This window comes from Morganella sp. BCCO 40_0007 (genome assembly GCF_032989665.1).
GTDB lineage: Bacteria > Pseudomonadota > Gammaproteobacteria > Enterobacterales > Enterobacteriaceae > Morganella > Morganella sibonii.
Genome location: NZ_JAVBIN010000002.1, coordinates 251147 through 270577, shown reverse-complemented (window position 1 = coordinate 270577; position 19431 = coordinate 251147). Strand labels below are relative to the sequence as shown.

The window sequence follows — 19431 nt, the reverse complement described above, 5'->3', positions numbered from 1 at the left end:
AGATATCCGTTGCAGTCATATATTATGATGAATATCGGCGGATTATTCAGAATCCTGATAAAAAATATGTTCCGCCGTCAGCGATAAATCAGGGTAAATCCGGCAGTAGTCTGAATCAGTCCCTCACGAATCTGAGGCTCTGTCTGATAATAACGTCCGCTGACCGCAAAATGATAGACACCTTTGATAATTCCGCTGCCTTTTACCACATCCCACTGAGTTTCATCATCAATATAGGCCGGCATATCGGTACCGAGCGGCCTGGCATTATTATCAATCAGTACCTGAACCCCCACACCCTTCGCGGCATTCTGTCCGGTCAGATTATTCAGCAGCACCCCCTGACGGCGCAGCGCGGCAGAGGCTTCATTACCGCCGGTACCTTCAAAAACGGAGGCCCGGATATTCTGAATAAAGTTGGTGCCGCCGCAGTCGATATACACATCCACGGTTTGCGGGCCGTTTTGCCCGTAGGCGGTACTGCCGGGACCGGAAAACTGACCGGAAGACACTTTGCCGAGGCTGATGATCTGCTCGCGGTTGGAAAAGCGGTACTGACAGGACTCTTTCAGGTATTTAACCGCGATATTACTGGTTTTTTTCAGCGGAATTGACCATCTTCCGTCCAGCACCAGGTTTCCTGCCGGGTCATAAACTGAAATAGCCACCGGATAAGGTGATGCAACATGTACCGGTAAAAACGAAAGCCCCTGGCTGTCATCCGGTTGTTCATCGGTTCTGACCAGCGTGACTTTGATACCCAGTGCAAATTGGTTTTGTGATGTGCAGGGAAGATCAATATCGGTTGAACCATTTACGCCTATTTTACTGTAACGGGTAATTGAGGGGTTAACATAGGTTCCGGAAATTTCCCCGCCGATATCCAGCCGGTAGCCCACGCCGGGTATATTGGATTTAAGCACGGCATATCCGTCTTTTTCGCCCAGAATGATTCCGATACCTTCAGTTGTGACAGCAGCACGATAGGTTTCACCCCGGGTGCAGCGGAAGCGGGGGGATGAATAACTTAAGTGAAAATGCGGGACATACTCAGTTTCAATCAGCTGTCCGCTGGTATTCCGGATAGGCTCACCAAAGCGGTAACTGCCGGAGTTAAAGACACCTATCGTAGCTTTGATATCTTTTGTACCCCGCCAGACGGGGGCAACGTGGCCTTTGATGTCCGTTACTGTACTGAAAGCGGACACCTGTGTGCTGACTATCATGGCGAAGAAAAAAAGCAGTGATTTAATTTTCATCATTAATTATCCCGCAGGTCGCTGACACGACCGACACTTTATCATTCATCAGGTATTTGTGATTAATCTCAGTCAGATCAATCACACATTGCTGCCCGTCGGCGGCACTGGTATCCACGCGGATCGTTGTCATTTTTTCATTCAGATTCAGGAAGATTTTTCCGCCCTGGCCGACAAACGTCAGCGGCTCGTTATCCGGTCCGTATACGGTTGCACCCAGCGGTAACATATTTCCCTGAGAATCCCGGGTTTTCAGTACCACCGGGGCACCGATACGGGTATCGAGTTCGATAAATATCGCACTGCCGGAACGCGGAATAATCGTGCGTTTTGATTCTTCCACGGTGTAATTCTGCCCCAGGTCACGGGTTTCGATACCGACCAGATTTTTGCGGTAAGGCACGAGGTTAGGCTGAATGGCATAACCGGCGCTGTTTGTGTGCGTATCTGCTCCCAGCACCTGCGCATTTTCAATGCCTTCCGCTTTTATAATGGCAAAGGAGTTACCGAGCCTGTTGGCAAAAAGCAATCCGCCGCTGTGGCCGACAATCGCACCTGATGCACTCACATTTAATGTTTTTGAGTCAGGATAATGGCTGTAATCCGCCGAGAAATCCGCAATACCGGTTTTATAACGGCCGCCGGCTGTGGCGTAACGGCTGGTTTCATCTTCATATTGATCCTGTCCGGCGGATAATGAGTAATCAAGATCGTCACTGAGACTGCCGCTGACACCGGCACCGATATTCCGGTTATTGCCGGCATTGAGATAATTGGCGGTCAGATAAGTGTTATTGCCGGCAGACAGCGGAATGCTCAGCGATAATGAAAAGAGCGTGTCATTGTTATACTGATTATCGGTTTTCCGGAGAGAGGCTATCACCCCTGCGCTGTACACGCTCGTGGTATAAGACATAGTATATTGTTTACTGGTTTTGCTGCTGTTCCAGTAATCTGCCGTTGAACCGCTGACACTGACACTGCCTGCGTTATACGGCAGGCGCTGACTCATCGACAGGGTGTACTGGGTTTTCAGTTTATAGGCATTATTCTGCTGCTGTTCATCATACTGAAAATAGCCGTGATTCATCTGCATCGCGTTATAAACGCTGACATAGTTTTTGGTATCAAACTGAATGGAAGAGAGGTTGATATAGGTTTCCGTTGACGGAAATGTTTTGCTGTAACTGAGTTTATAAGAATTCCCTTCAAGGGTTTTATCATTATTTTTCAGTGTCGCTTTGGCGTGGATCACTTCGCCGTTAAAGGCGCCCACGGGGGTATTGATGGTCATCCCGGCTGCGCCGGACAGATAATCGTTACTGAATACTGTTCCCAGGGAGGCCGAAATCCGGTTGCTGACACCATAGCGTAATGAGGCATCGGTTACCGGGTCACCGAATACGGTATTACGGTAGCGCAGTTTACCCATGCCGATATCGAAATCGAGTTTACCGGGACGGGTAAAGGATAAACCGCTCTGCACCGGGATCTGCATTTTCTGAACGCTGCCGTCGGCTTCAATAATATCGACCAGCAGATCCCCGGAATAATAGACCGGCAGGAGATCACTGATTTCGAACGGCCCGGCCGGTACAACCGTGTTGTAAATTTCTGTTCCGGAGTCCGCAAGATACACTTTTACCTGTGCCTGAGTCTTGGCGATCCCCTGAATCACCGGGGCATACCCGGTTTCCCGGTTTGATAACATGCTGTTATCATTACGTAAACGAACACCCCGTAATGAACTGCCGTTGGAAAAAACAGAGCCGGAATAAAAATCCCCGAGTGTCAGTTTGCTTTTTACCGAATCAATATCCCGTTCAAGCCAGGTCATGACCGCCGTATATTTATCATTATTTATCTGGCTGTCATTACGGAAACGCCATTTGGAAATATTAATGCCGGAATTAAGCGTTAATGAATCGGTGGTATTGGAATAGCCTTCTGAGCGGGTGGTATAGCGATTATAAAAATAATTGGTAAATATAACAGACTTACCTTCATCCCAGTTAAGCGGATTACTTTCCGGCGGAACCGGTTTCAGTAAATCCCGCTGCGGGACAGAAAGATGCAGTTGCTGTTTACTGAAAATAAATTCAAATGCGGATTCAGGGATCAGGTCAGATAAATAAAAACAGTCGTTTTCATCCTGTTTTTCTGTCTGTTCATGAAAGGTATCAACGAGAGAATTGATTAATCCCATTGAATTAACCAATTCCGGAGTTAAACAGACCTGCAATTTTCCGGACTTATTATTCTCCAGTTTTATCAGGAATTTCCCGGTATTCTGATCGTTGACATAAACATCAGTACGGTATAACCCCGGCATCTGGTCATTATCGGTGGTCAGGCGGCGTAAATCGACATCTCCGCTGACGGCATAGTTTTTAATAAAAGCCGGGTTAAATTCATAATCGTCGTCGTCATCAGCAAAGGCCACACTGAACGGCAGTGTGGCGGAAAAAATAATAGCAGAGAGATAAACAGGCCATTGCATATGTTTCTTCGGGCAACCTTAATTTACGGTTTTTTCGGCGTCTGAACTGCCGCCGGAATCATTGACATAGCTGAATTTAATGACAGCGGATGACGGAACTGCCGTTAACCGGTTTATTTTTGCCTGTGTGCTGCCGCCGAAAGGCGCCATCATGGCAAGTCCGGGCTGAACATCATATTCCTGTTGATTAACAATGACTTTTGCTTTGTCCGGTGTGATAAAAAATGCACTGTTATTTTTGGCAGACAGCCAGATATCCGTGCCTTGTTTTGTTATTGTCCAGTCCGTTTTATCGGCAGCGGAGCTGTAATCGCCTGCAATTGCAGAAGGGCGGTAAAAGAGTTTGAATTTTGATAAGACAGAAATCTGCAGGTTGTTTTCAACGGCTTTGCTTTTCGGCGGAACATCCAGAATATTAAGGGTAAAAATTGTTTCACGATCAGCAGGAAGCGGTTCACCGGTATACAGAATACGGACGGTCTGCACATTTCCCGGTTTAATTTTAAATAACGGCGGCAGAACGACAAAAGGGGTATCTTCAATATCCGCTTTGGTAACCTCTTTACCGGAACGTTTTTCGGAAAAACCGGTTGTCAGCCAGACCTGACTCAGCGCTGTTTTTTCACCGCTGTTTTCAATATTAACGGATATTTCTTTATCATCGGAAGGATATACAAAACGGGTTCCGGTCACCACAATAGCAGCGCTTGCCGGAATAGCCACCAACGACAGAAAGACAGCTATCATCTTTTTAATCATATTCGCTCTTATATACTCTTATTTTGATGAGTGGAATAAAGAAAAGGAAACAGGGTGATTAGAACAAATTCATCACCCTATTTCCATTATATTTTATAATATAAGATTATTTATAAATAATTTCGAAATCAACGTTAGATTCTACTACACCCGGCTCAGAAGCGCCTACGGCATAATACTTAGCAATATAGTTTAACTGAACATTACCTTCAGCTAATTTGGTAAAACCGACATTCTGGTTGTCTTTATCCATACCCAGTTTAATAAACTGGTCATTCTGGTTATACAGCGCAATATTGACGTTTTTGGCCGTTGTTGCACCAATACCTTTGGTATTCAGTGTTTTTGTTGTCAGATCAATGTTAGGGCCGACAAAACTTAAACCCACGTCAGTCACACTCTCTGCCGCCGCACACTTGGATAATTCGATCGTGAACGGAGTAGTACCGGTGGTATCACCGACATTCTGTAATGCGTTTGCACTGACTTTTGGTAATGTTACTGTTTTATCTTTATTTGCACCTTCAACTACACAGCTTTGTTTTACCACTTCACCTTTAAATGTAATTTTACCATCAGCGGCAACAGCGCCTGCGGAAATAGCAGTAAACAGGATAGCAGTAATTAAATTAATCTTTTTCATGGAATTCTTTCTCGTCGTCGTAATAATGAATTTGGTTATATTTTTGGGTAAGTAACTTAACTTGGAAATACTCTAACACACTCCCTTACATCCTTAGAATTGATCTGGCGCAAGTTTCCAATTGGTAATTTTTTTATCTAAAAAAATGCATTGTTATAGAGTTTAAATCCTGACTGAATCGCTTCAAATGGTTTAAACGACTGAATTAAGTCTATAGTGGTGCTACAAAACAAACATAGATGCGGAACGGTGAGAAAACGTTATGTTCACGGGAGTGTGGTGATGTGTAACCCATTGATAACAAAAGGTTGATAAAAAAATAACACCAATTAATGTTAACTATACATGTACTAATACCACGTCTTATTTTGTTTATTTGGAATATAGCTAAGTATTAATAACCAATATTTAACACGCAATTGATTGCCTGTGTTTAAATAAAATAATAACAATGTGTTTCAGGATAAGACCGGAAGGTTTGTTTCTCATTGCCGGATCTTCTGATGTCTTTTCAGCAGGGTTTTAATCGTCATTACTAAATAATTAATTTATCTGATATTTGCTCCAGGCCATTCCGGTTGTTTTAATTATCCGGAATGAATAATCATTTTTTAAAAAAGAATATTTATTTTTTTATTACAAAAGATAATAACTAACATGTTGTTAAAATGATGGTTTTACTTATCTTATGCGTTAATTATGCAATGCGGATGTTCAGGAAGCGCAGGTGATCAGATTTTGACACACAATAATTTTACATTCCCTACTTTCTCTGCTTTATTTTTACTGTCAATCGTATACTCTGCAAACCCTGAATTGTGGTTATGTATCAGATTTCTGTAAGGATAAAAAACCGCCTATGTCTGTCGTGACACTGATCCTCGTTTTTCTGCTGGCCGTGATTGCCAGTGTGTTTATCTCCCGCCTGCTGCGGGATAAAATCCCGTTACCTTTCATCCAGATTGCTATAGGGGCAGGGTTATCACTTTTTGGTTTTGATGTGGCGTTTGAGCCGCACCTGTTCCTGTTCCTTTTTATCCCGCCGCTGCTGTTTCTTGATGGCTGGCGTATTCCGAAGGAAGCGCTGTTCAGTGATATCAAACCTATTTTCTCGCTGGCTATCGGTCTGGTGTTCTTCACGGTTGTCGGTATGGGGCTGTTTATCCACTGGCTGATCCCGGCGGTTTCCCTTGCGGTTGCCTTTGCACTGGCGGCGATTCTGTCACCGACTGACCCGGTGTCTGTGGCGGCAATGACGGTCAATGCACCGCTGCCGTCCCGTATGGCACATATTCTGGAAGGGGAGTCCCTCTTTAATGATGCCAGCGGTCTGGTGTGTTTCAGTTTTGCGGTAACAGCTGCACTGACCGGGACATTCTCTCTGCCGTCAGCTGCCGGGAAGTTTATGGTGGTGGCGCTGGGCGGCATTATGGTCGGTTTGCTGATTGCCATGTTTATCGGGAAAGTGAACCAGTTCCTGGTGCAGCGTACCGGGGAAGACCCGGCTATCCAGATTATGATCAGCCTGCTGATCCCGTTTGTCTCTTATCTGGCGGCGGAGCACCTGGGGGTATCCGGTATTCTGGCCGCGGTGGCTGCCGGTATTGCGATGCACTATGAGCGCATTGTCGGCCGTATGCAGTCCGCAACCCGCATGCAGAGCAAAGCGGTCTGGGATACCGTACAGGTCGCACTGAACGGAATGATCTTTATTCTGCTGGGGGAACAATTACCCGGAATGTGGCGTGCAGTGCCGCAGGTGGCGGCGGATGCCGGAGCTTCCGCGCCGTGGGTATTACTGCTGTATGTGGTGATTATCACCTTCGGTCTGGCGGTTCTGCGTTTTGCCTGGGTATGGATTGCCATGACACTGACGGTTTTCCGTCAGCGCCGCAAAGGTAAACAGTCCGATATGCCGCATCTGCGCCTGATGGCGATTATGGCAACAGCCGGTGTGCGCGGGGCGATTACGCTCGCCGGTATTCTGACTCTGCCGATGCTGATGAATGACGGTTCACCGTTCCCGCACCGGGATCTGGCTATCTTCCTGGCGATGGGGGTTATTCTGTTTTCGCTGGTGATTGCCGCGGTTGCCCTGCCGGTACTGACGAAAGGGCTGAATACTGACTTACCGCATGATAATGAAGAGCTGAATGCCCGTTTCACCCTGAATGAAGCTGCGATGAACAATCTGCGGGTGCAGATGGCGGAGCCGCTGGAAGACATTGATGAAATGACACTGCGGACAGAAGTGGGAACACACCTGCTGGAGATCTACGGCCGTCATCTTGACAGTAACAGTGATGATCAGACCGCCGGGTTTGACTGGCTGAATGTCATCCGTGTGGAACGTCGGATGTCACTGAACGCCCTTCAGGCGGAGCGGGATGCACTGAAACAGCTGCGTAAGAGTAAGAATATCAGTGAGCACACCTATACACGGCTGGTGCAGGAACTGGATCTGAAAGAAGAGGCACTGAAACTGGCTCTGCGCTGATCGCCGTAGTGCCGGAGAGAAAATCGCTGAAGACCCAGGTTACGGGTCTTCAGCCTGTTGACTAACATAATAACAGCAATCCGGATACCGGATGAATTCAGTAACATGACGGACATATTGGCTTCGCCTTGACAGGAAATTTAACTTAAGGTTAAGTTCATGTTTTCTGACTAAGGACGTTGTTATGGCACATCCGATTTATTTGACGTTAACCGGTAAAATTCAGGGACTGATTTCAGCGGGATGCTCATCTGTTGATTCAATAGGTAACCGTTATCAGGCCGGACATGAAAATGAAATTCTGATACTTAATTTAAGCGCAGGGGCGTTCCGGGCGCAAAATGCCGCCTATAAAGAGCTGATATTCACGAAACCGATAGATAAAGCATTTCCTCTGCTTTACTCCTGTGTCGATAATAATGAGATTCTGGAAGCAACCTTCAAATGTTACCGGACAAGTCAGCACGGACAGCTTGAGGTCTACGCCACATATAAACTTACCGGCGTATCACTGGTGGATGTTGATGATGTTCACGCGAACTTAATCAGCGAAGGCGGCGACGATCCCTATCAGCGCGTCAAAATGAGATACGTGTCCATCTCAAGAGAACATACAAAAGCCAGTACCTCAACATACAGCATTAACAGTGAAATGATTTAACAGACAACGATAAAGGATATGTGCTATTTGCACATATCCTTTGAAATAACATATTCAGTTGGCGCTAACATAGATTTTTTATAACATTTTACATAGCCGCGTGATGTTAAATCATACTCAACATAAAATGAAAAAATAAAACTAAAAACAATACCAAATATCATTATCGCGACACATGCGTTATTTATTTTATTATTTGCTTTTTGTTTTGTTTTGCGATAACCACAAATGAAAAGAAAATATGCACCCCTGGCAAGAAAAGGAACGCCAAAAATAATAACACCAACCTGAAATGAAAATGACACAGTCTCGCTTTTAAGAAAGTATTCAATATAACTTGTTATAGAACCATATGCGCCAAGTGCAACAAAAAAAAGCAGTATAGTTGCAACAAAATACATTTTTACTGGTTTAATTTCATCCACGACTGTTCCTGCCAAAGTTCATGAAAAAATTATCAGCATGGTATCGGCCTTCACCATCAGATCTTGGTTTTCGCTGCTTTCTCAGCTCTCTGATAATAGATTCACTTATTCCAAAGTAATCATCAAGTTTATATAAACCATAAGAAATAACAAGACCTGCAAAAAATATTCCCAGAGATATAACAATAACACTACCGCTGGCGATATATCCTGCCGTCACAAAGTAACCAACTACGACTCCGCCTACTTTCATACTTACCGCAAGCTTTGCCATATCCATCGTCACATTCACAAAAAAATCCGTCAGCGTATATTCATCCTTAAATATCAGTTCAACGACACGGTAAGCCAGAGAATATACAATTGAAAACCGGGTAGCTCCTGCAGAAACAGCGTTCTGGCCTTGAGTCCCCACGCCCATATACAATATTTTCGGATTATCAGCTAAATACCGCGTTGCATTCAGGAAAGCTCTTACCCCTGCATGACCGGACAGACGGATATAAACATTACCATTTTTCCCGACGTATTCAGTGGCTTTAATACCGATATCTTTGAACTCATTAATAATCCGGAAAACGCGGCCTGACTCATAAACACTTCCTGAAAAATTGGAAACAACATCACCGACACCAAATAATGCCTCTTTCGCTGACTGAAAAGGATTCGATGTATTCGTGTTTTTTAAAACATACTCCGCTTCCGCAACCGTAATCAGCGCGGCAACATTCTCATTATCCGTAGTGTCACCCAGTATTGATTTTATTTTAAGCAGATTAGCCTGATGATGTAATTCATCATAATCGGGTCTTTCCTCAAAACCATACGGCGTCTCTGATGAAATGACGGTTCCGCGTACGGGGTCGTATTTATATCCCATGTAACTCTCCCTGTTCATTTCACTTAGGTTATATCATGAGCTGATTATGTACAATAAAACACGTCAAAAATCGCCCTGACAATCCGTTTTTCACAATGAAACTCCCTGCGATGGCTTAAGTGATATAGCCGATAACACAAAGCAGAAAAAAACACGTTTTATCCTGCTTTGTCAGCAATCTGAGACCCGCGCAGCGGGTCTTTTTTACATCACAATATTGCTGCGGGTATGCGCCTGCAACACCCGGGATGCGGTTTGCGTCATGGTGTCATTAATTTCATCAAGCCAGTGGTGAACCTGTTCTGCGGATAACCGGAGTGACGGGCAGTCTCGGTCTTTCTGATTATTCTCTTCCAGCAGCAGAACCAGCTCGCTATCCAGCAGAGACTGAAGCATATCAATCCACAGACCGATTTGATGATTCAGCGGTTTTCCGGCCGGCGGGGTAATGCAGTAGCGGCTGAGTAACTCACCGTCGGTATACTGAAAATCATCCCGCAGTGCCAGCCGTTCTGCCAGCGTGGCGGTTACCGGGGCGGGCAGCGGTGTGCCGAAACAGGTAAATTCATAACTGTCTTCCCGGCTGAACAGGCTGTCATTCAGCCGGATCTGTTTTTCTTCATAATGTATCAGCACTTCGCGCAGCAGCGCGCTGACCGCAAAAAAGTGATCCGTTTTATGAAACTGACTGCCGTTAAGATATGGCGCACTCAGCTGCTGACGCAGAGATTGCTCATCCTCCTCGGGAGAGGAGACAAAACGCCTGCGGGATTTCTGTGTTTTGAACCAGCGGCGCCAGCGGTGTCGCGACATATACAGCAGCAGGCTGAGTAACAGCAGATAATAAAGAGAGTCTAAGAGTTCGTCCTGCATAAGCGCCTTCCCAAGCAAAAATCAGAGTTCACGGCGGACAAACGATACTGTTTCAGGATCGGCAATCCGCTGGTAGTCCTTTGTGTTCAGAATGATCGAGCATTCCAGGCTGCCGGCATTAAAAGCCAGTTCGCTGAAACGCTCAAATAACATCGGATCGGCAACGAGACGGAGATCGGGGTGGAAACTGAACGGCGGGATAGCACCGAAGACACATTGTGTCAGTTCAGCCGTCTCTGCCGGGCTGGCGAGAGAGGCGCGGGTACCGCCGGTTTTTTTTGCCAGTGCCTGCAAATCCGCCTGCTGATCAGAAGGCAGAATCGCGAGAACATACTGACGGACACCGTTTCCTTTGACATGACAAACCAGTGCTTTGGCACCCTGACCGTGGTGTGTGCCGCGCACTCTGGCGACTTCTTCGGTTTTCCCGGCGGAGGTATGATGCACTACGCGGTAGCGGGCATTATGTTCATCCAGCCGGGCAGTCAGTTTCTCAAAAATCGGGTTCATATCACTCACAGTCTCTGCATTTGTTGCCAATATCCTGACCATTATAGAATGTTACGGCAACAAAAACAGCGGGCAAAAAAGGATTTGCCCGGCTTTCGGATTAACGGTGACGGGAGCGGAGTTTTGCGATTACAGTGGCTAAATCCAGATCAGCATCCTGAAGCAGGACCAGCAGGTGATAGAGCAGATCGGCGGATTCAGAGGTCAGTTCCGCCTTATCGCGGACAGTGGCGGCCAGTGCGGTTTCCACACCTTCTTCGCCCACTTTCTGCGCAATACGTTTGGTCCCGGCGGCATAGAGTTGAGCGGTGTAAGAACTGCCCGGATCGGCGTTTTTGCGGGATTTAATCACAGATTCCAGTTCATACAGGAAGCCCTGGGCGGTTTGTGCCGGTGCAAAACAGCTGTTGGTTCCCTGATGGCAGGTCGGGCCGATCGGTAAAACCAGTGCAAGCAGCGTGTCATTATCACAGTCTTTAAACAGATCGGTCAGATTCAGAAAATGCCCGGAGGATTCCCCTTTGGTCCACAGCCGCTGTTTGGTGCGGGAATAAAACGTCACGCGTTTTTCGCTGATCGTTTTGTCCAGTGCGTCGCGGTTCATGTAGCCCAGCATCAGCACATCGCCGGAGACAGCGTGCTGAACAATAACCGGCAGCAGGCCGCCGGTTTTCTGCCAGTCCAGTTGTGCAATTTCCTGTTCCGTGAGCATAGCGTATTACTCCTGTATCCTGACAACGATCCCGTCGCGGGCAAGTCCGCGTTTCAGTTCGCCGATATTAATAATCTGTTTGTGGAAGACGGAGGCGGCAAGCGCGCCGTCAACACCGGCCTGTAAAAACGCATCGCGGAAGTGATCCGGATGACCGGCACCACCCGAGGCAATCAGCGGTACCTGGCACACTTCACGCACTTTTTTCAGCTGTTCCAAGTCATAGCCGTTACGCACACCGTCCTGGTTCATCATATTGAGGACGATTTCCCCGGCACCGCGCTGCTGAACTTCCTGCACCCAGTCGAGGGTGTTACGGGAGGTGGCGATAGTGCGTTTTTCATCACCGGTAAACTGATAGACCTGATAGTTGCCGGTTTCAGCATCGTGCCAGGTATCGATTCCGATGACAATGCACTGCACGCCGAAGCGGTCAGCCAGCCGGGTGATCAGTGACGGATCACTCAGCGCCGGCGAGTTAACGGAGATTTTATCCGCCCCGAAACTGAGGATCGCCGCCGCGTCTTCTGTGCTGCGGATACCACCGGCAACACAGAACGGAATATCAATCACTTCCGCGACTTTAGCAACCCAGCTTTTATCCACCACTCGGCCGTCAGAGGATGCTGTGATATCATAAAATACCAGTTCATCCGCGCCTTCTTCAGCATAACGGCGGGCGAGGGGAACAATATCACCGATGATTTCGTGATTACGGAACTGAACCCCTTTGACAACCTGTCCGTCACGGACGTCCAGGCAGGGAATTATGCGTTTTGCCAGCATGCGATAGCCTCCGGTAATGTCATTTTGCCGTCGAGCAGTGCTCTGCCGACGATCACACCCGCCACGCCGGTGGCAGGGAGCGGGGCGATATCACTCAGCCCGCCGATACCGCCGGACGCCTGGAAAGCAATCTCCGGGAACGCCGCACAGATTTCCCGGTAGAGCGCCACATTAGAGCCCGCCAGTGTGCCGTCTTTCGAGATATCGGTACATAACACGTGGCGCAGTCCGGCAGAGGCGAAATCACGGATCACGTCTTCGATAGTCTGTTCTGAATCTTCCTGCCAGCCGCTGACCGCAACCCGTTTTTTACCGTCAGCGCCGATGCGGACATCCAGTGCGAGGACAATGCGTTCTGCTCCCCAGCGGGCAAACCAGCGTTTTACTTCTTCCGGGGATTTGATCGCCGTGGAGCCGACCACTACGCGGGCAGCGCCGGCTTCAATCAGAGCCGCCACATCTTCTTCAGTGCGGATACCGCCGCCGATCTGTACCGGCACGCTGACACCTGCCAGTAAGGTTTTCAGCAATGCGATCTGGCGTTTGGCCGGATCTTTGGCACCGGTTAAATCCACAAGGTGCAGCAGTTCCGCCCCTTCGCGCTCATAGGCCTGCAAACGGCTGAGCGGATCAGCGCCGTAATCGCGCTGTTTTGCATAATCGCCCTGGTGAAGGCGCACTACCTGTCCGTCAATTAAATCCAGTGCGGGAATGATCATGACGATTTCATCTCCAGAAAATTTTTAATCAGAGTGATACCGGTTTTGCCTGAGCGCTCCGGGTGGAACTGTACGCCATAAAAATTATCGCGGCAGAGAACACTGCTGAAAGCCTCACCGTACGTGGTGGTGGCCGCCGTGGCGTCACTGACCGGGCAGGCGTAACTGTGCACAAAGTAAAAATAGCTCTGCGGCGCGATATCACGGAACAGCGGCAGATCAGCAGTAAATTCGACGGTATTCCAGCCCATATGCGGCACCGGCAGACCGTCCGGCGTCATTTTTTGTACGGGGGTATCAATCAGGCCGAGCAGCTCAATATTACCCTCTTCGCTGGTGCTGCCGAGCAGCTGCATGCCGAGGCAAATCCCCAGCACCGGCTGGGTCAGGGAACGGATGGTGCTTACCAGTCCGCGCTCTGTCAGCTTTTCCATCGCCGCACCTGCGGTGCCGACCCCCGGCAAAAACACTTTATCTGCCTGACGGATAAGGTCAGGGTCGGCGGTGACCATCGGCTGATAACCCAGACGCTCCACCGCGTAGCGGACGGAGGCGATATTGGCGCAGCCGGTATCGGTGATCACTATGCGCATCACAACACCCCTTTTGAACTCGGCAGAACATTACCTTCCACGCGGATGGCCTGGCGCAGTGTCCGTCCGAACACTTTAAACAGGCTTTCAGCTCTGTGGTGATCGTTCTTCCCTTTGGTTTTCAGGTGTAACGTGCAGCCCATGGTGTAGGAGAGCGAGCGGAAGAAGTGCTCGATCATCTCGGTGCTGAGGTCGCCGACACGCTGATATTTAAAATCGGCTTTGTATTCCAGGTGCGGGCGGCCGGAAATATCCAGTGCACAGCGGGCAAGACATTCATCCATCGGCAGGGTAAAACCGAAACGGGTGATGCCGCGTTTGTCACCGAGCGCGAGTCTCAGGGCTTCACCCAGTGCCAGCCCGGTATCTTCGACGGAGTGGTGATCATCAATCACCAGATCACCGCTGACCTGAATATTGAGACGAAAACCGCCGTGGGTGGCTATCTGATCCAGCATGTGGTCAAAAAAGCCGACGCCGGTGCTGATGGTACTGCCGCCCTCGCGGTCGAGCCACACCTCAGTGAGAATATCGGTTTCTTTGGTTTTTCGCTCCACGCGGCTGTAGCGGTCACGGCGGGTCAGTTGTTCTGCGATGCTGTTCCAGTCAGTGCCCGGCTGTCCGTAACGCAGACCGGTAATACCCATATTTTGCGCAAGCTGAATATCGGTTTCACGATCGCCGATCACATAGCTGTTTTGCACGTCGATCACACCCGGCAGCAGATATTTCTCCACCAGAGTGGTTTTCGGTTTACGGCAATTGCAGTTATCCGCCGGTTTGTGCGGGCAAATCAGGACTTCATCAAAGGTAATGCCCTGAGAGGTAAAAACCTGCATCATCAGCTGGTGCGGAGCCTCGAAGTCGGCCTGCGGGAAGCTGTCAGTACCGAGTCCGTCCTGGTTGGTGACCATCACAAAGCGGTATCCGGCGTCTTTCAGTTTCAGCAGCGCGGGGATCACATCCGGCTCAAAGGCCAGTTTGTCTAATCTGTCCACCTGGAAATCCACCGGGGGCTCGGTAATCAGGGTTCCGTCGCGGTCAATAAATAAAACGTTCTGTGTCATGATATCCGTTGTCCTCAGATTATGGCATTTCAAGCGCGGCGATGGCGGCGATCACCCGCAGGCATTCTGCCCGGGTGCCGACAGTAATACGCAGGCAGTTTTCCAGTCCGCGTTGTTTACGCTGATCACGTAAAATAATTCCCTCATCCCACAGACTGCGGAAGACCCGCTCCGCATCACGGAAACGCACCAGAATGTAATTGGTTTCACTCGGGAAAACGGTTTCCGTCAGCGGCAGTTTGCCCAGCTCATCACACAGCATCTGCCGGTTGCTGCGGATTTCGCTGACGCGTGCCTGCATGACGGCAATGCCCTCCGGCAGCAGCGCTTCGGCGGCAATGGCGGCCACCGGGGATGACAGCGGATACGGTGCGATCACTTTCATCAGCACATTAATAATCTCCGCAGAGGCCAGTGTGAAGCCGCAGCGCAGTCCGGCGAGAGCAAATGCTTTGGAGAGCGTGCGCAGGATCACCAGGTTCGGGTATTCTTTCAGCCACGATGCCACACTGAACTCCGGGCAAAACTCGATATAAGCCTCATCAACCACAATCAGTGCGCGGTTATCGACAATATCAAACAGATAACGCAGATCCTGTTCGCGGATCGGGTTACCGGTCGGGTTGTTCGGGTGGCAGACATACAGCACTTTGACGTTATCAAGGCTGGTGGCAATGCTGTCCAGATCCAATTGCCAGCCATCGAGCGACGGCACCACTTTCTGTGCGACACCAAACGTTTCCGCGCTGACGCTGTACATACCGTATGTCGGCGGGCAGAACAGCACGGCATCTTTTCCCGGTTCGCAGAAGGCGCGGATCAGTAATTCAATGCTTTCATCCGCCCCGCGTCCCGTAATCACCTGATCCGGACTGACACCGGCGTAAGCTGCATAACGGTTGATCACATTGGCAGGCTGACATTCCGGATAGCGGTTCAGATTGCGATCCGTAAAGGTAAAATCCGGTGCCAGCGGGTATTCGTTGGCGTTCAGCCAGACATCCCCGTTACCGCCGAGGCGGCGTGCCGACTGATACGGTGTCAGTAACTGCACATTTTCGCGGGCCAGTGCCATCGCGCTGAATGGTTTGTTCATCCGTTATTCTCCTCTGCTTTCAGGGCATTCATCCGCAGTGTCACGGCATTTTTGTGCGCGGTAAGCAGTTCCGCCGCCGCCAGGGTTTCAATCGCGTCTGCCAGCCCGGATAACCCGGCCGGGGTCAGTTTCTGTACGGTCATCCGTTTCATAAAATCCGCCAGTCCGAGGCTGGAGTATGTTGAGGTGTAGCCGTAAGTCGGCAGGACGTGGTTAGTCCCTGAAGCATAATCTCCGGCGGATTCCGGCGACCAGTCACCGAGGAAGACAGAACCGGCGCTGTTAATGGCAGGCAGCAACGCGTCCGGGTCACGGGTCTGGATAATTAAGTGTTCCGGGCCGTACTGATTGCTGATGGCCACACAGGTGTCCAGGTCGCGGGCGATAATGATGCGGCTGGCGGACAGCGCCTGACGGGCAATCTCTTTGCGTGATAATAATTCGAGCTGAGAGTTGGTTTCTGCCACCACACGTTGTGCCATCTCTTCATTCGGGGTGACCAGCACCACCTGAGAATCCGGGCCGTGTTCCGCCTGGGAGAGCAGGTCGGCGGCCACAAAGGCCGGGTTTGCACCGCTGTCAGCGATCACCAGCACTTCAGAAGGCCCGGCCGGCATATCAATCGCTGCGCCGCCGATAGTCTGGCTGACCTGACGTTTTGCTTCTGTCACATAAGCATTGCCCGGCCCGAAAATTTTGTCAGTGGCGGGGATGGTTTCTGTACCGAATGCCATGGCGGCAATTGCCTGGGCACCACCGACCTGGTAAATCGTTTCCACACCGCAAAGTTGTGCGGCATATAAAATTTCATCCGCGACCGGCGGCGGTGAGCAAAGAATAATCTGACGGCAACCGGCAATTTTTGCCGGGACGGCCAGCATCAGGACAGTGGAAATCAGCGGTGCGGTACCGCCCGGGATATACAATCCGACACTGTCCACCGGACGGGTGACCAGCTGGCAGCTGACGCCGGGCTGTGTTTCCACATCAATCACATCCGGGATCTGCGCTTCGTGAAAGCGGGTGATATTTGCTTTTGCTGTCGCCATCGCGGACTTCAGTGAGTCCGGCAGGCGGTCAGCGGCAGCGGCAATCTCTGCGGCGCTGATTTGCAGCGTTGTTACCTGTGTTTTGTCAAAGCGCGCACTCAGCGCGCGCAGGGCATCATCGCCGTTTTCACGCACATCGCGGATGATGTCACTGACCACGCGGCTGATATCACCGGATGCGGCTATCGCCGGACGCATCAGGGCATCCGCCTGCTGTTGTGCATCAAGGTTTTCCCAGCGGATCAGAGTATTAAAGGTCATTGCGGTCATTGTCATCACTCCATCATTTTTTCAATCGGCAGAACCAGAATGGAGCTGCAACCCAGGGCTTTCAGTTTTTCCATGGTTTCCCAGAACAGGGTTTCGCTGCTGACCATGTGCATCGCCACCAGATCCGGCTCACCGGCCAGCGGCAGCAGGGTAGGACGTTCCGCACCCGGCAGCAGGGCGATCACTTCATCCAGTCGCTCAGACGGGGCGTGCATCATGATGTATTTGGATTCACGCGCCTGGATCACGCCCTGAATACGGGTCATCATTCGGTCGATAAGCTGCTGTTTGGCCGAAGGCATCTCACCGTCGCGCTGGATAAGACAGGCTTTGGAGCGGTAAATCACTTCCACTTCGCGCAGACCGTTGGCTTCCAGTGTGGCGCCGGTGGAGACCAGGTCACAGATGGCATCGGCCAGCCCGGCGCGCGGTGCCACTTCCACCGAGCCGTTGAGCAGACAGGATTTAAAACGGATACCTTTCTGATCAAGATAGCGCTTGAGCAGGAACGGGTAAGAGGTGGCGATACGGCTGTCCTGAAGACACTCCGCGCCGTTGTAGCTGAAATCCACCGGAGCGGCCAGCGAGAGGCGGCAGGAGCCGAAATCCAGGCGGCGCAGAGTGAAGTAGCGCGGGTTTTGTCCCTGTGCCTGACGGCTTAATAATTCTTCTTCCAGCACGTTTTCGCCGATAATACCGAGGTCAACCACACCATCCATCACCAGCCCCGGAATATCGTCATCACGCACCCGCAGGATATCGATCGGCATATTCTCTGCGTAGGCAATCAGGCGCTGCTGTTGTAAGTTGATTTTTATGCCGCAGCGCGCGAGTAATTCGCGGGAATCTTCACTTAAGCGACCTGACTTCTGAATGGCTATCCGTAAGCGCGTTTTATCTAACATTTTGATTATCCTTTAATTTTATAATTTTTTAGGTATAAAAAAACCCCCGGAAAAAAGATTCTTCCGGGGGTTCTCTATTACACGCATGCCACCGGAAGCTCTGAACGTCTTCCGGCACCAATCGCCTGAAAGACTAGTCAGGGTGATGGTGGTGGTGATGGCTGAACTGGATGCGTGTCATGATAATCTCTCGTTGTTTATCTGCTTGTTGCTATCACGGATAATGTTGTCATGATGGTGATAACGATATTTATAAATTCAATGTATATAAATTGCTTGTCTTTCAACCTATAGAACTCACCCGGACTTTGCAACCCCTTTTTTGCAAAGAAAACAGAAATTAAGATAATTTACTGAAATAAAAAGAAAAATAAGCCACACAGAGAGGTCGATCACGATGAAAACAGTTTCTATCGCGGGGCTGGGCTGGCTGGGAATGCCGCTGGCACTGCATCTTGCGGATATCGGTATCCGCGTTAAGGGCACCAAAACCACGCCGGACGGCACAGAGGCGGCGAGGATGTGCGGTATTGAGTGTTATATGCTGAATCTGACGCCGGAACCAGAGTGTGATGCTGATGATCTGGATGAATTTTTGCAGACAGATATTCTGGTGATCACGCTGCCTGCATCCAGAACTGCGGGCGGCGGTTACCTGTATGTGAAAGCGGTGCAGAACCTGGTGGATCTGGCGGCGGCGCGCGGCGTGTCACGGGTGATTTTTACCGGTTCAACCGCCGTTTACGGTAATCAGACCGGGAAACTGACGGAGAATTCGCCGGTCGATCCGGTGACAGAATCGGCCAAAGCGATTGTCGAAATTGAGCACTGGCTGAATGAGTTGCCGGGCGTGTCAGCGGACATTCTGCGTCTGGCCGGGCTGGTAGGGGAATCCCGTCATGCGGGGCGTTTCCTGGCCGGAAAAACGGCGGTGAAAGGCGCAAATCAGCCGGTTAATCTGGTGCATCAGGATGATGTGATTGCGGCGATCCGCCTGCTGATCCAGCGTCCGCACGGCGGCCATCTGTACAACCTGTGTGCGCCGCAGCATCCGTCACGGGCTGAATTTTATCCGGATATGTCACGTCAGATTAATTTACTGCCGCCGGTCTTCAGAGAAGAAGATATCTCTGAAGGGAAAGAGATTGACGGCAGCCGCATCTGCCGGGAATTGGGGTTTGAGTATCAGTACCCTGATCCCGGCCGGATGCCGATGACGGAGTAGGT

The 19431-nt window shown here is 49.9% G+C and carries 20 protein-coding genes and 1 other annotated feature; of the genes, 3 read left to right on the top strand and 17 right to left on the bottom strand.

What is annotated here, in order from left to right; translation table 11 throughout:
• Window positions 1–77 precede the first annotated feature (77 nt).
• The 4 genes from R5268_RS03275 to R5268_RS03260 all read right to left on the bottom strand — a co-directional run bounded on the left by R5268_RS03275 (window position 78) and on the right by R5268_RS03260 (window position 5161).
• On the bottom strand, window positions 78–1262 hold the full coding sequence (locus tag R5268_RS03275) for a fimbrial protein (protein WP_317418683.1): 1185 nt from the start codon (window positions 1260–1262) through the stop codon (window positions 78–80).
• The gene (locus R5268_RS03270; protein ID WP_317418684.1) at window positions 1249–3759 is read right to left on the bottom strand and encodes a fimbria/pilus outer membrane usher protein; all 2511 of its coding nucleotides are present in this window, start codon (window positions 3757–3759) and stop codon (window positions 1249–1251) included. The genes R5268_RS03275 and R5268_RS03270 overlap by 14 nt, the downstream gene beginning before the upstream one ends.
• A gap of 18 nt (window positions 3760–3777) precedes the next feature.
• A complete protein-coding gene (locus tag R5268_RS03265; RefSeq protein ID WP_218455253.1) occupies window positions 3778–4506 on the bottom strand; it encodes a molecular chaperone in 729 nt (242 codons plus the stop codon).
• A gap of 118 nt (window positions 4507–4624) precedes the next feature.
• On the bottom strand, window positions 4625–5161 hold the full coding sequence (locus tag R5268_RS03260) for a fimbrial protein (RefSeq protein WP_046893796.1): 537 nt from the start codon (window positions 5159–5161) through the stop codon (window positions 4625–4627).
• Between the two features lie 859 nt (window positions 5162–6020).
• On the opposite strand from R5268_RS03260, the gene R5268_RS03255 reads away from it, so the two are divergent.
• A complete protein-coding gene (locus R5268_RS03255; protein WP_107678189.1) occupies window positions 6021–7658 on the top strand; it encodes a Na+/H+ antiporter in 1638 nt (545 codons plus the stop codon).
• Window positions 7659–7842: 184 nt separating this feature from the next.
• A complete protein-coding gene (gene tssD / locus R5268_RS03250; RefSeq protein ID WP_107678190.1) occupies window positions 7843–8319 on the top strand; it encodes a type VI secretion system tube protein TssD in 477 nt (158 codons plus the stop codon).
• 23 nt (window positions 8320–8342) lie between these two features.
• On the opposite strand, the gene R5268_RS03245 is transcribed toward tssD, so the two are convergent.
• The 13 genes from R5268_RS03245 to hisL form a co-directional block, all read right to left on the bottom strand.
• Window positions 8343–8744 carry a DUF1240 domain-containing protein gene (locus R5268_RS03245; RefSeq protein WP_218427772.1) on the bottom strand — a complete coding sequence of 134 codons (402 nt, stop codon included), beginning with the start codon at window positions 8742–8744 and terminating at the stop codon, window positions 8343–8345.
• Window positions 8737–9624: a hypothetical protein gene (locus R5268_RS03240; protein ID WP_317418686.1), complete on the bottom strand. Its 888-nt coding sequence runs from the start codon at window positions 9622–9624 to the stop codon at window positions 8737–8739. The genes R5268_RS03245 and R5268_RS03240 overlap by 8 nt, the downstream gene beginning before the upstream one ends.
• Window positions 9625–9828: 204 nt before the next feature.
• Window positions 9829–10497: a hypothetical protein gene (locus R5268_RS03235; RefSeq protein ID WP_317418687.1), complete on the bottom strand. Its 669-nt coding sequence runs from the start codon at window positions 10495–10497 to the stop codon at window positions 9829–9831.
• A 21-nt stretch (window positions 10498–10518) separates the two neighbouring features.
• A complete protein-coding gene (locus tag R5268_RS03230) occupies window positions 10519–11007 on the bottom strand; it encodes a YbaK/prolyl-tRNA synthetase associated domain-containing protein (RefSeq protein WP_317418688.1) in 489 nt (162 codons plus the stop codon).
• A 100-nt stretch (window positions 11008–11107) separates the two neighbouring features.
• A complete protein-coding gene (hisIE, locus tag R5268_RS03225; RefSeq protein WP_317418689.1) occupies window positions 11108–11719 on the bottom strand; it encodes a bifunctional phosphoribosyl-AMP cyclohydrolase/phosphoribosyl-ATP diphosphatase HisIE in 612 nt (203 codons plus the stop codon).
• 6 nt (window positions 11720–11725) lie between these two features.
• Window positions 11726–12505, bottom strand: coding sequence for an imidazole glycerol phosphate synthase subunit HisF (gene hisF, locus R5268_RS03220; protein WP_054425498.1), 780 nt, complete (start codon window positions 12503–12505; stop codon window positions 11726–11728).
• On the bottom strand, window positions 12487–13224 hold the full coding sequence (hisA, locus tag R5268_RS03215; RefSeq protein WP_046893801.1) for a 1-(5-phosphoribosyl)-5-[(5-phosphoribosylamino)methylideneamino]imidazole-4-carboxamide isomerase: 738 nt from the start codon (window positions 13222–13224) through the stop codon (window positions 12487–12489). Before hisA ends, hisF begins: the two co-directional genes overlap by 19 nt.
• Window positions 13221–13817 (bottom strand): imidazole glycerol phosphate synthase subunit HisH, encoded by a 597-nt coding sequence (gene hisH, locus R5268_RS03210; protein ID WP_107678195.1) that lies wholly within the window; start codon window positions 13815–13817, stop codon window positions 13221–13223. Before hisH ends, hisA begins: the two co-directional genes overlap by 4 nt.
• Window positions 13817–14884 carry a bifunctional histidinol-phosphatase/imidazoleglycerol-phosphate dehydratase HisB gene (gene hisB, locus R5268_RS03205; protein WP_314047792.1) on the bottom strand — a complete coding sequence of 356 codons (1068 nt, stop codon included), beginning with the start codon at window positions 14882–14884 and terminating at the stop codon, window positions 13817–13819. Before hisB ends, hisH begins: the two co-directional genes overlap by 1 nt.
• A gap of 19 nt (window positions 14885–14903) precedes the next feature.
• The gene (gene hisC / locus R5268_RS03200; RefSeq protein WP_317418690.1) at window positions 14904–15980 is read right to left on the bottom strand and encodes a histidinol-phosphate transaminase; all 1077 of its coding nucleotides are present in this window, start codon (window positions 15978–15980) and stop codon (window positions 14904–14906) included.
• Entirely contained in the window at window positions 15977–17299 is a 1323-nt protein-coding gene (gene hisD, locus R5268_RS03195; RefSeq protein ID WP_317418779.1) for a histidinol dehydrogenase, read from the bottom strand. Before hisD ends, hisC begins: the two co-directional genes overlap by 4 nt.
• A gap of 5 nt (window positions 17300–17304) precedes the next feature.
• Entirely contained in the window at window positions 17305–18204 is a 900-nt protein-coding gene (hisG, locus tag R5268_RS03190) for an ATP phosphoribosyltransferase (protein ID WP_107678198.1), read from the bottom strand.
• A gap of 34 nt (window positions 18205–18238) precedes the next feature.
• Window positions 18239–18362: a sequence feature (His leader region), on the bottom strand.
• Window positions 18338–18385 carry a his operon leader peptide gene (hisL, locus tag R5268_RS03185; RefSeq protein WP_101495319.1) on the bottom strand — a complete coding sequence of 16 codons (48 nt, stop codon included), beginning with the start codon at window positions 18383–18385 and terminating at the stop codon, window positions 18338–18340. (Overlaps the previous feature by 25 nt.)
• A 216-nt stretch (window positions 18386–18601) precedes the next feature.
• On the opposite strand from hisL, the gene R5268_RS03180 reads away from it, so the two are divergent.
• A complete protein-coding gene (locus R5268_RS03180) occupies window positions 18602–19429 on the top strand; it encodes an SDR family oxidoreductase (RefSeq protein WP_046893806.1) in 828 nt (275 codons plus the stop codon).
• Window positions 19430–19431: the final 2 nt, after the last annotated feature.

Coding starts and splice junctions, on each gene's coding strand:
- R5268_RS03255 (WP_107678189.1), top strand. CDS start 6,021: ATGTCTGTCGTGACACTGATCCTCGTTTTTCTGCTGGCCGTGATTGCC.
- hisIE (WP_317418689.1), bottom strand. CDS start 11,719: ATGCTCACGGAACAGGAAATTGCACAACTGGACTGGCAGAAAACCGGC.
- hisH (WP_107678195.1), bottom strand. CDS start 13,817: ATGCGCATAGTGATCACCGATACCGGCTGCGCCAATATCGCCTCCGTC.
- R5268_RS03180 (WP_046893806.1), top strand. CDS start 18,602: ATGAAAACAGTTTCTATCGCGGGGCTGGGCTGGCTGGGAATGCCGCTG.
- R5268_RS03235 (WP_317418687.1), bottom strand. CDS start 10,497: ATGCAGGACGAACTCTTAGACTCTCTTTATTATCTGCTGTTACTCAGC.
- hisA (WP_046893801.1), bottom strand. CDS start 13,224: ATGATCATTCCCGCACTGGATTTAATTGACGGACAGGTAGTGCGCCTT.
- R5268_RS03260 (WP_046893796.1), bottom strand. CDS start 5,161: ATGAAAAAGATTAATTTAATTACTGCTATCCTGTTTACTGCTATTTCC.
- R5268_RS03240 (WP_317418686.1), bottom strand. CDS start 9,624: ATGGGATATAAATACGACCCCGTACGCGGAACCGTCATTTCATCAGAG.
- hisG (WP_107678198.1), bottom strand. CDS start 18,204: ATGTTAGATAAAACGCGCTTACGGATAGCCATTCAGAAGTCAGGTCGC.
- tssD (WP_107678190.1), top strand. CDS start 7,843: ATGGCACATCCGATTTATTTGACGTTAACCGGTAAAATTCAGGGACTG.
- hisC (WP_317418690.1), bottom strand. CDS start 15,980: ATGAACAAACCATTCAGCGCGATGGCACTGGCCCGCGAAAATGTGCAG.
- R5268_RS03230 (WP_317418688.1), bottom strand. CDS start 11,007: ATGAACCCGATTTTTGAGAAACTGACTGCCCGGCTGGATGAACATAAT.
- R5268_RS03265 (WP_218455253.1), bottom strand. CDS start 4,506: ATGATAGCTGTCTTTCTGTCGTTGGTGGCTATTCCGGCAAGCGCTGCT.
- hisB (WP_314047792.1), bottom strand. CDS start 14,884: ATGACACAGAACGTTTTATTTATTGACCGCGACGGAACCCTGATTACC.
- hisD (WP_317418779.1), bottom strand. CDS start 17,299: ATGACCGCAATGACCTTTAATACTCTGATCCGCTGGGAAAACCTTGAT.
- R5268_RS03275 (WP_317418683.1), bottom strand. CDS start 1,262: ATGATGAAAATTAAATCACTGCTTTTTTTCTTCGCCATGATAGTCAGC.
- R5268_RS03270 (WP_317418684.1), bottom strand. CDS start 3,759: ATGCAATGGCCTGTTTATCTCTCTGCTATTATTTTTTCCGCCACACTG.
- hisF (WP_054425498.1), bottom strand. CDS start 12,505: ATGCTGGCAAAACGCATAATTCCCTGCCTGGACGTCCGTGACGGACAG.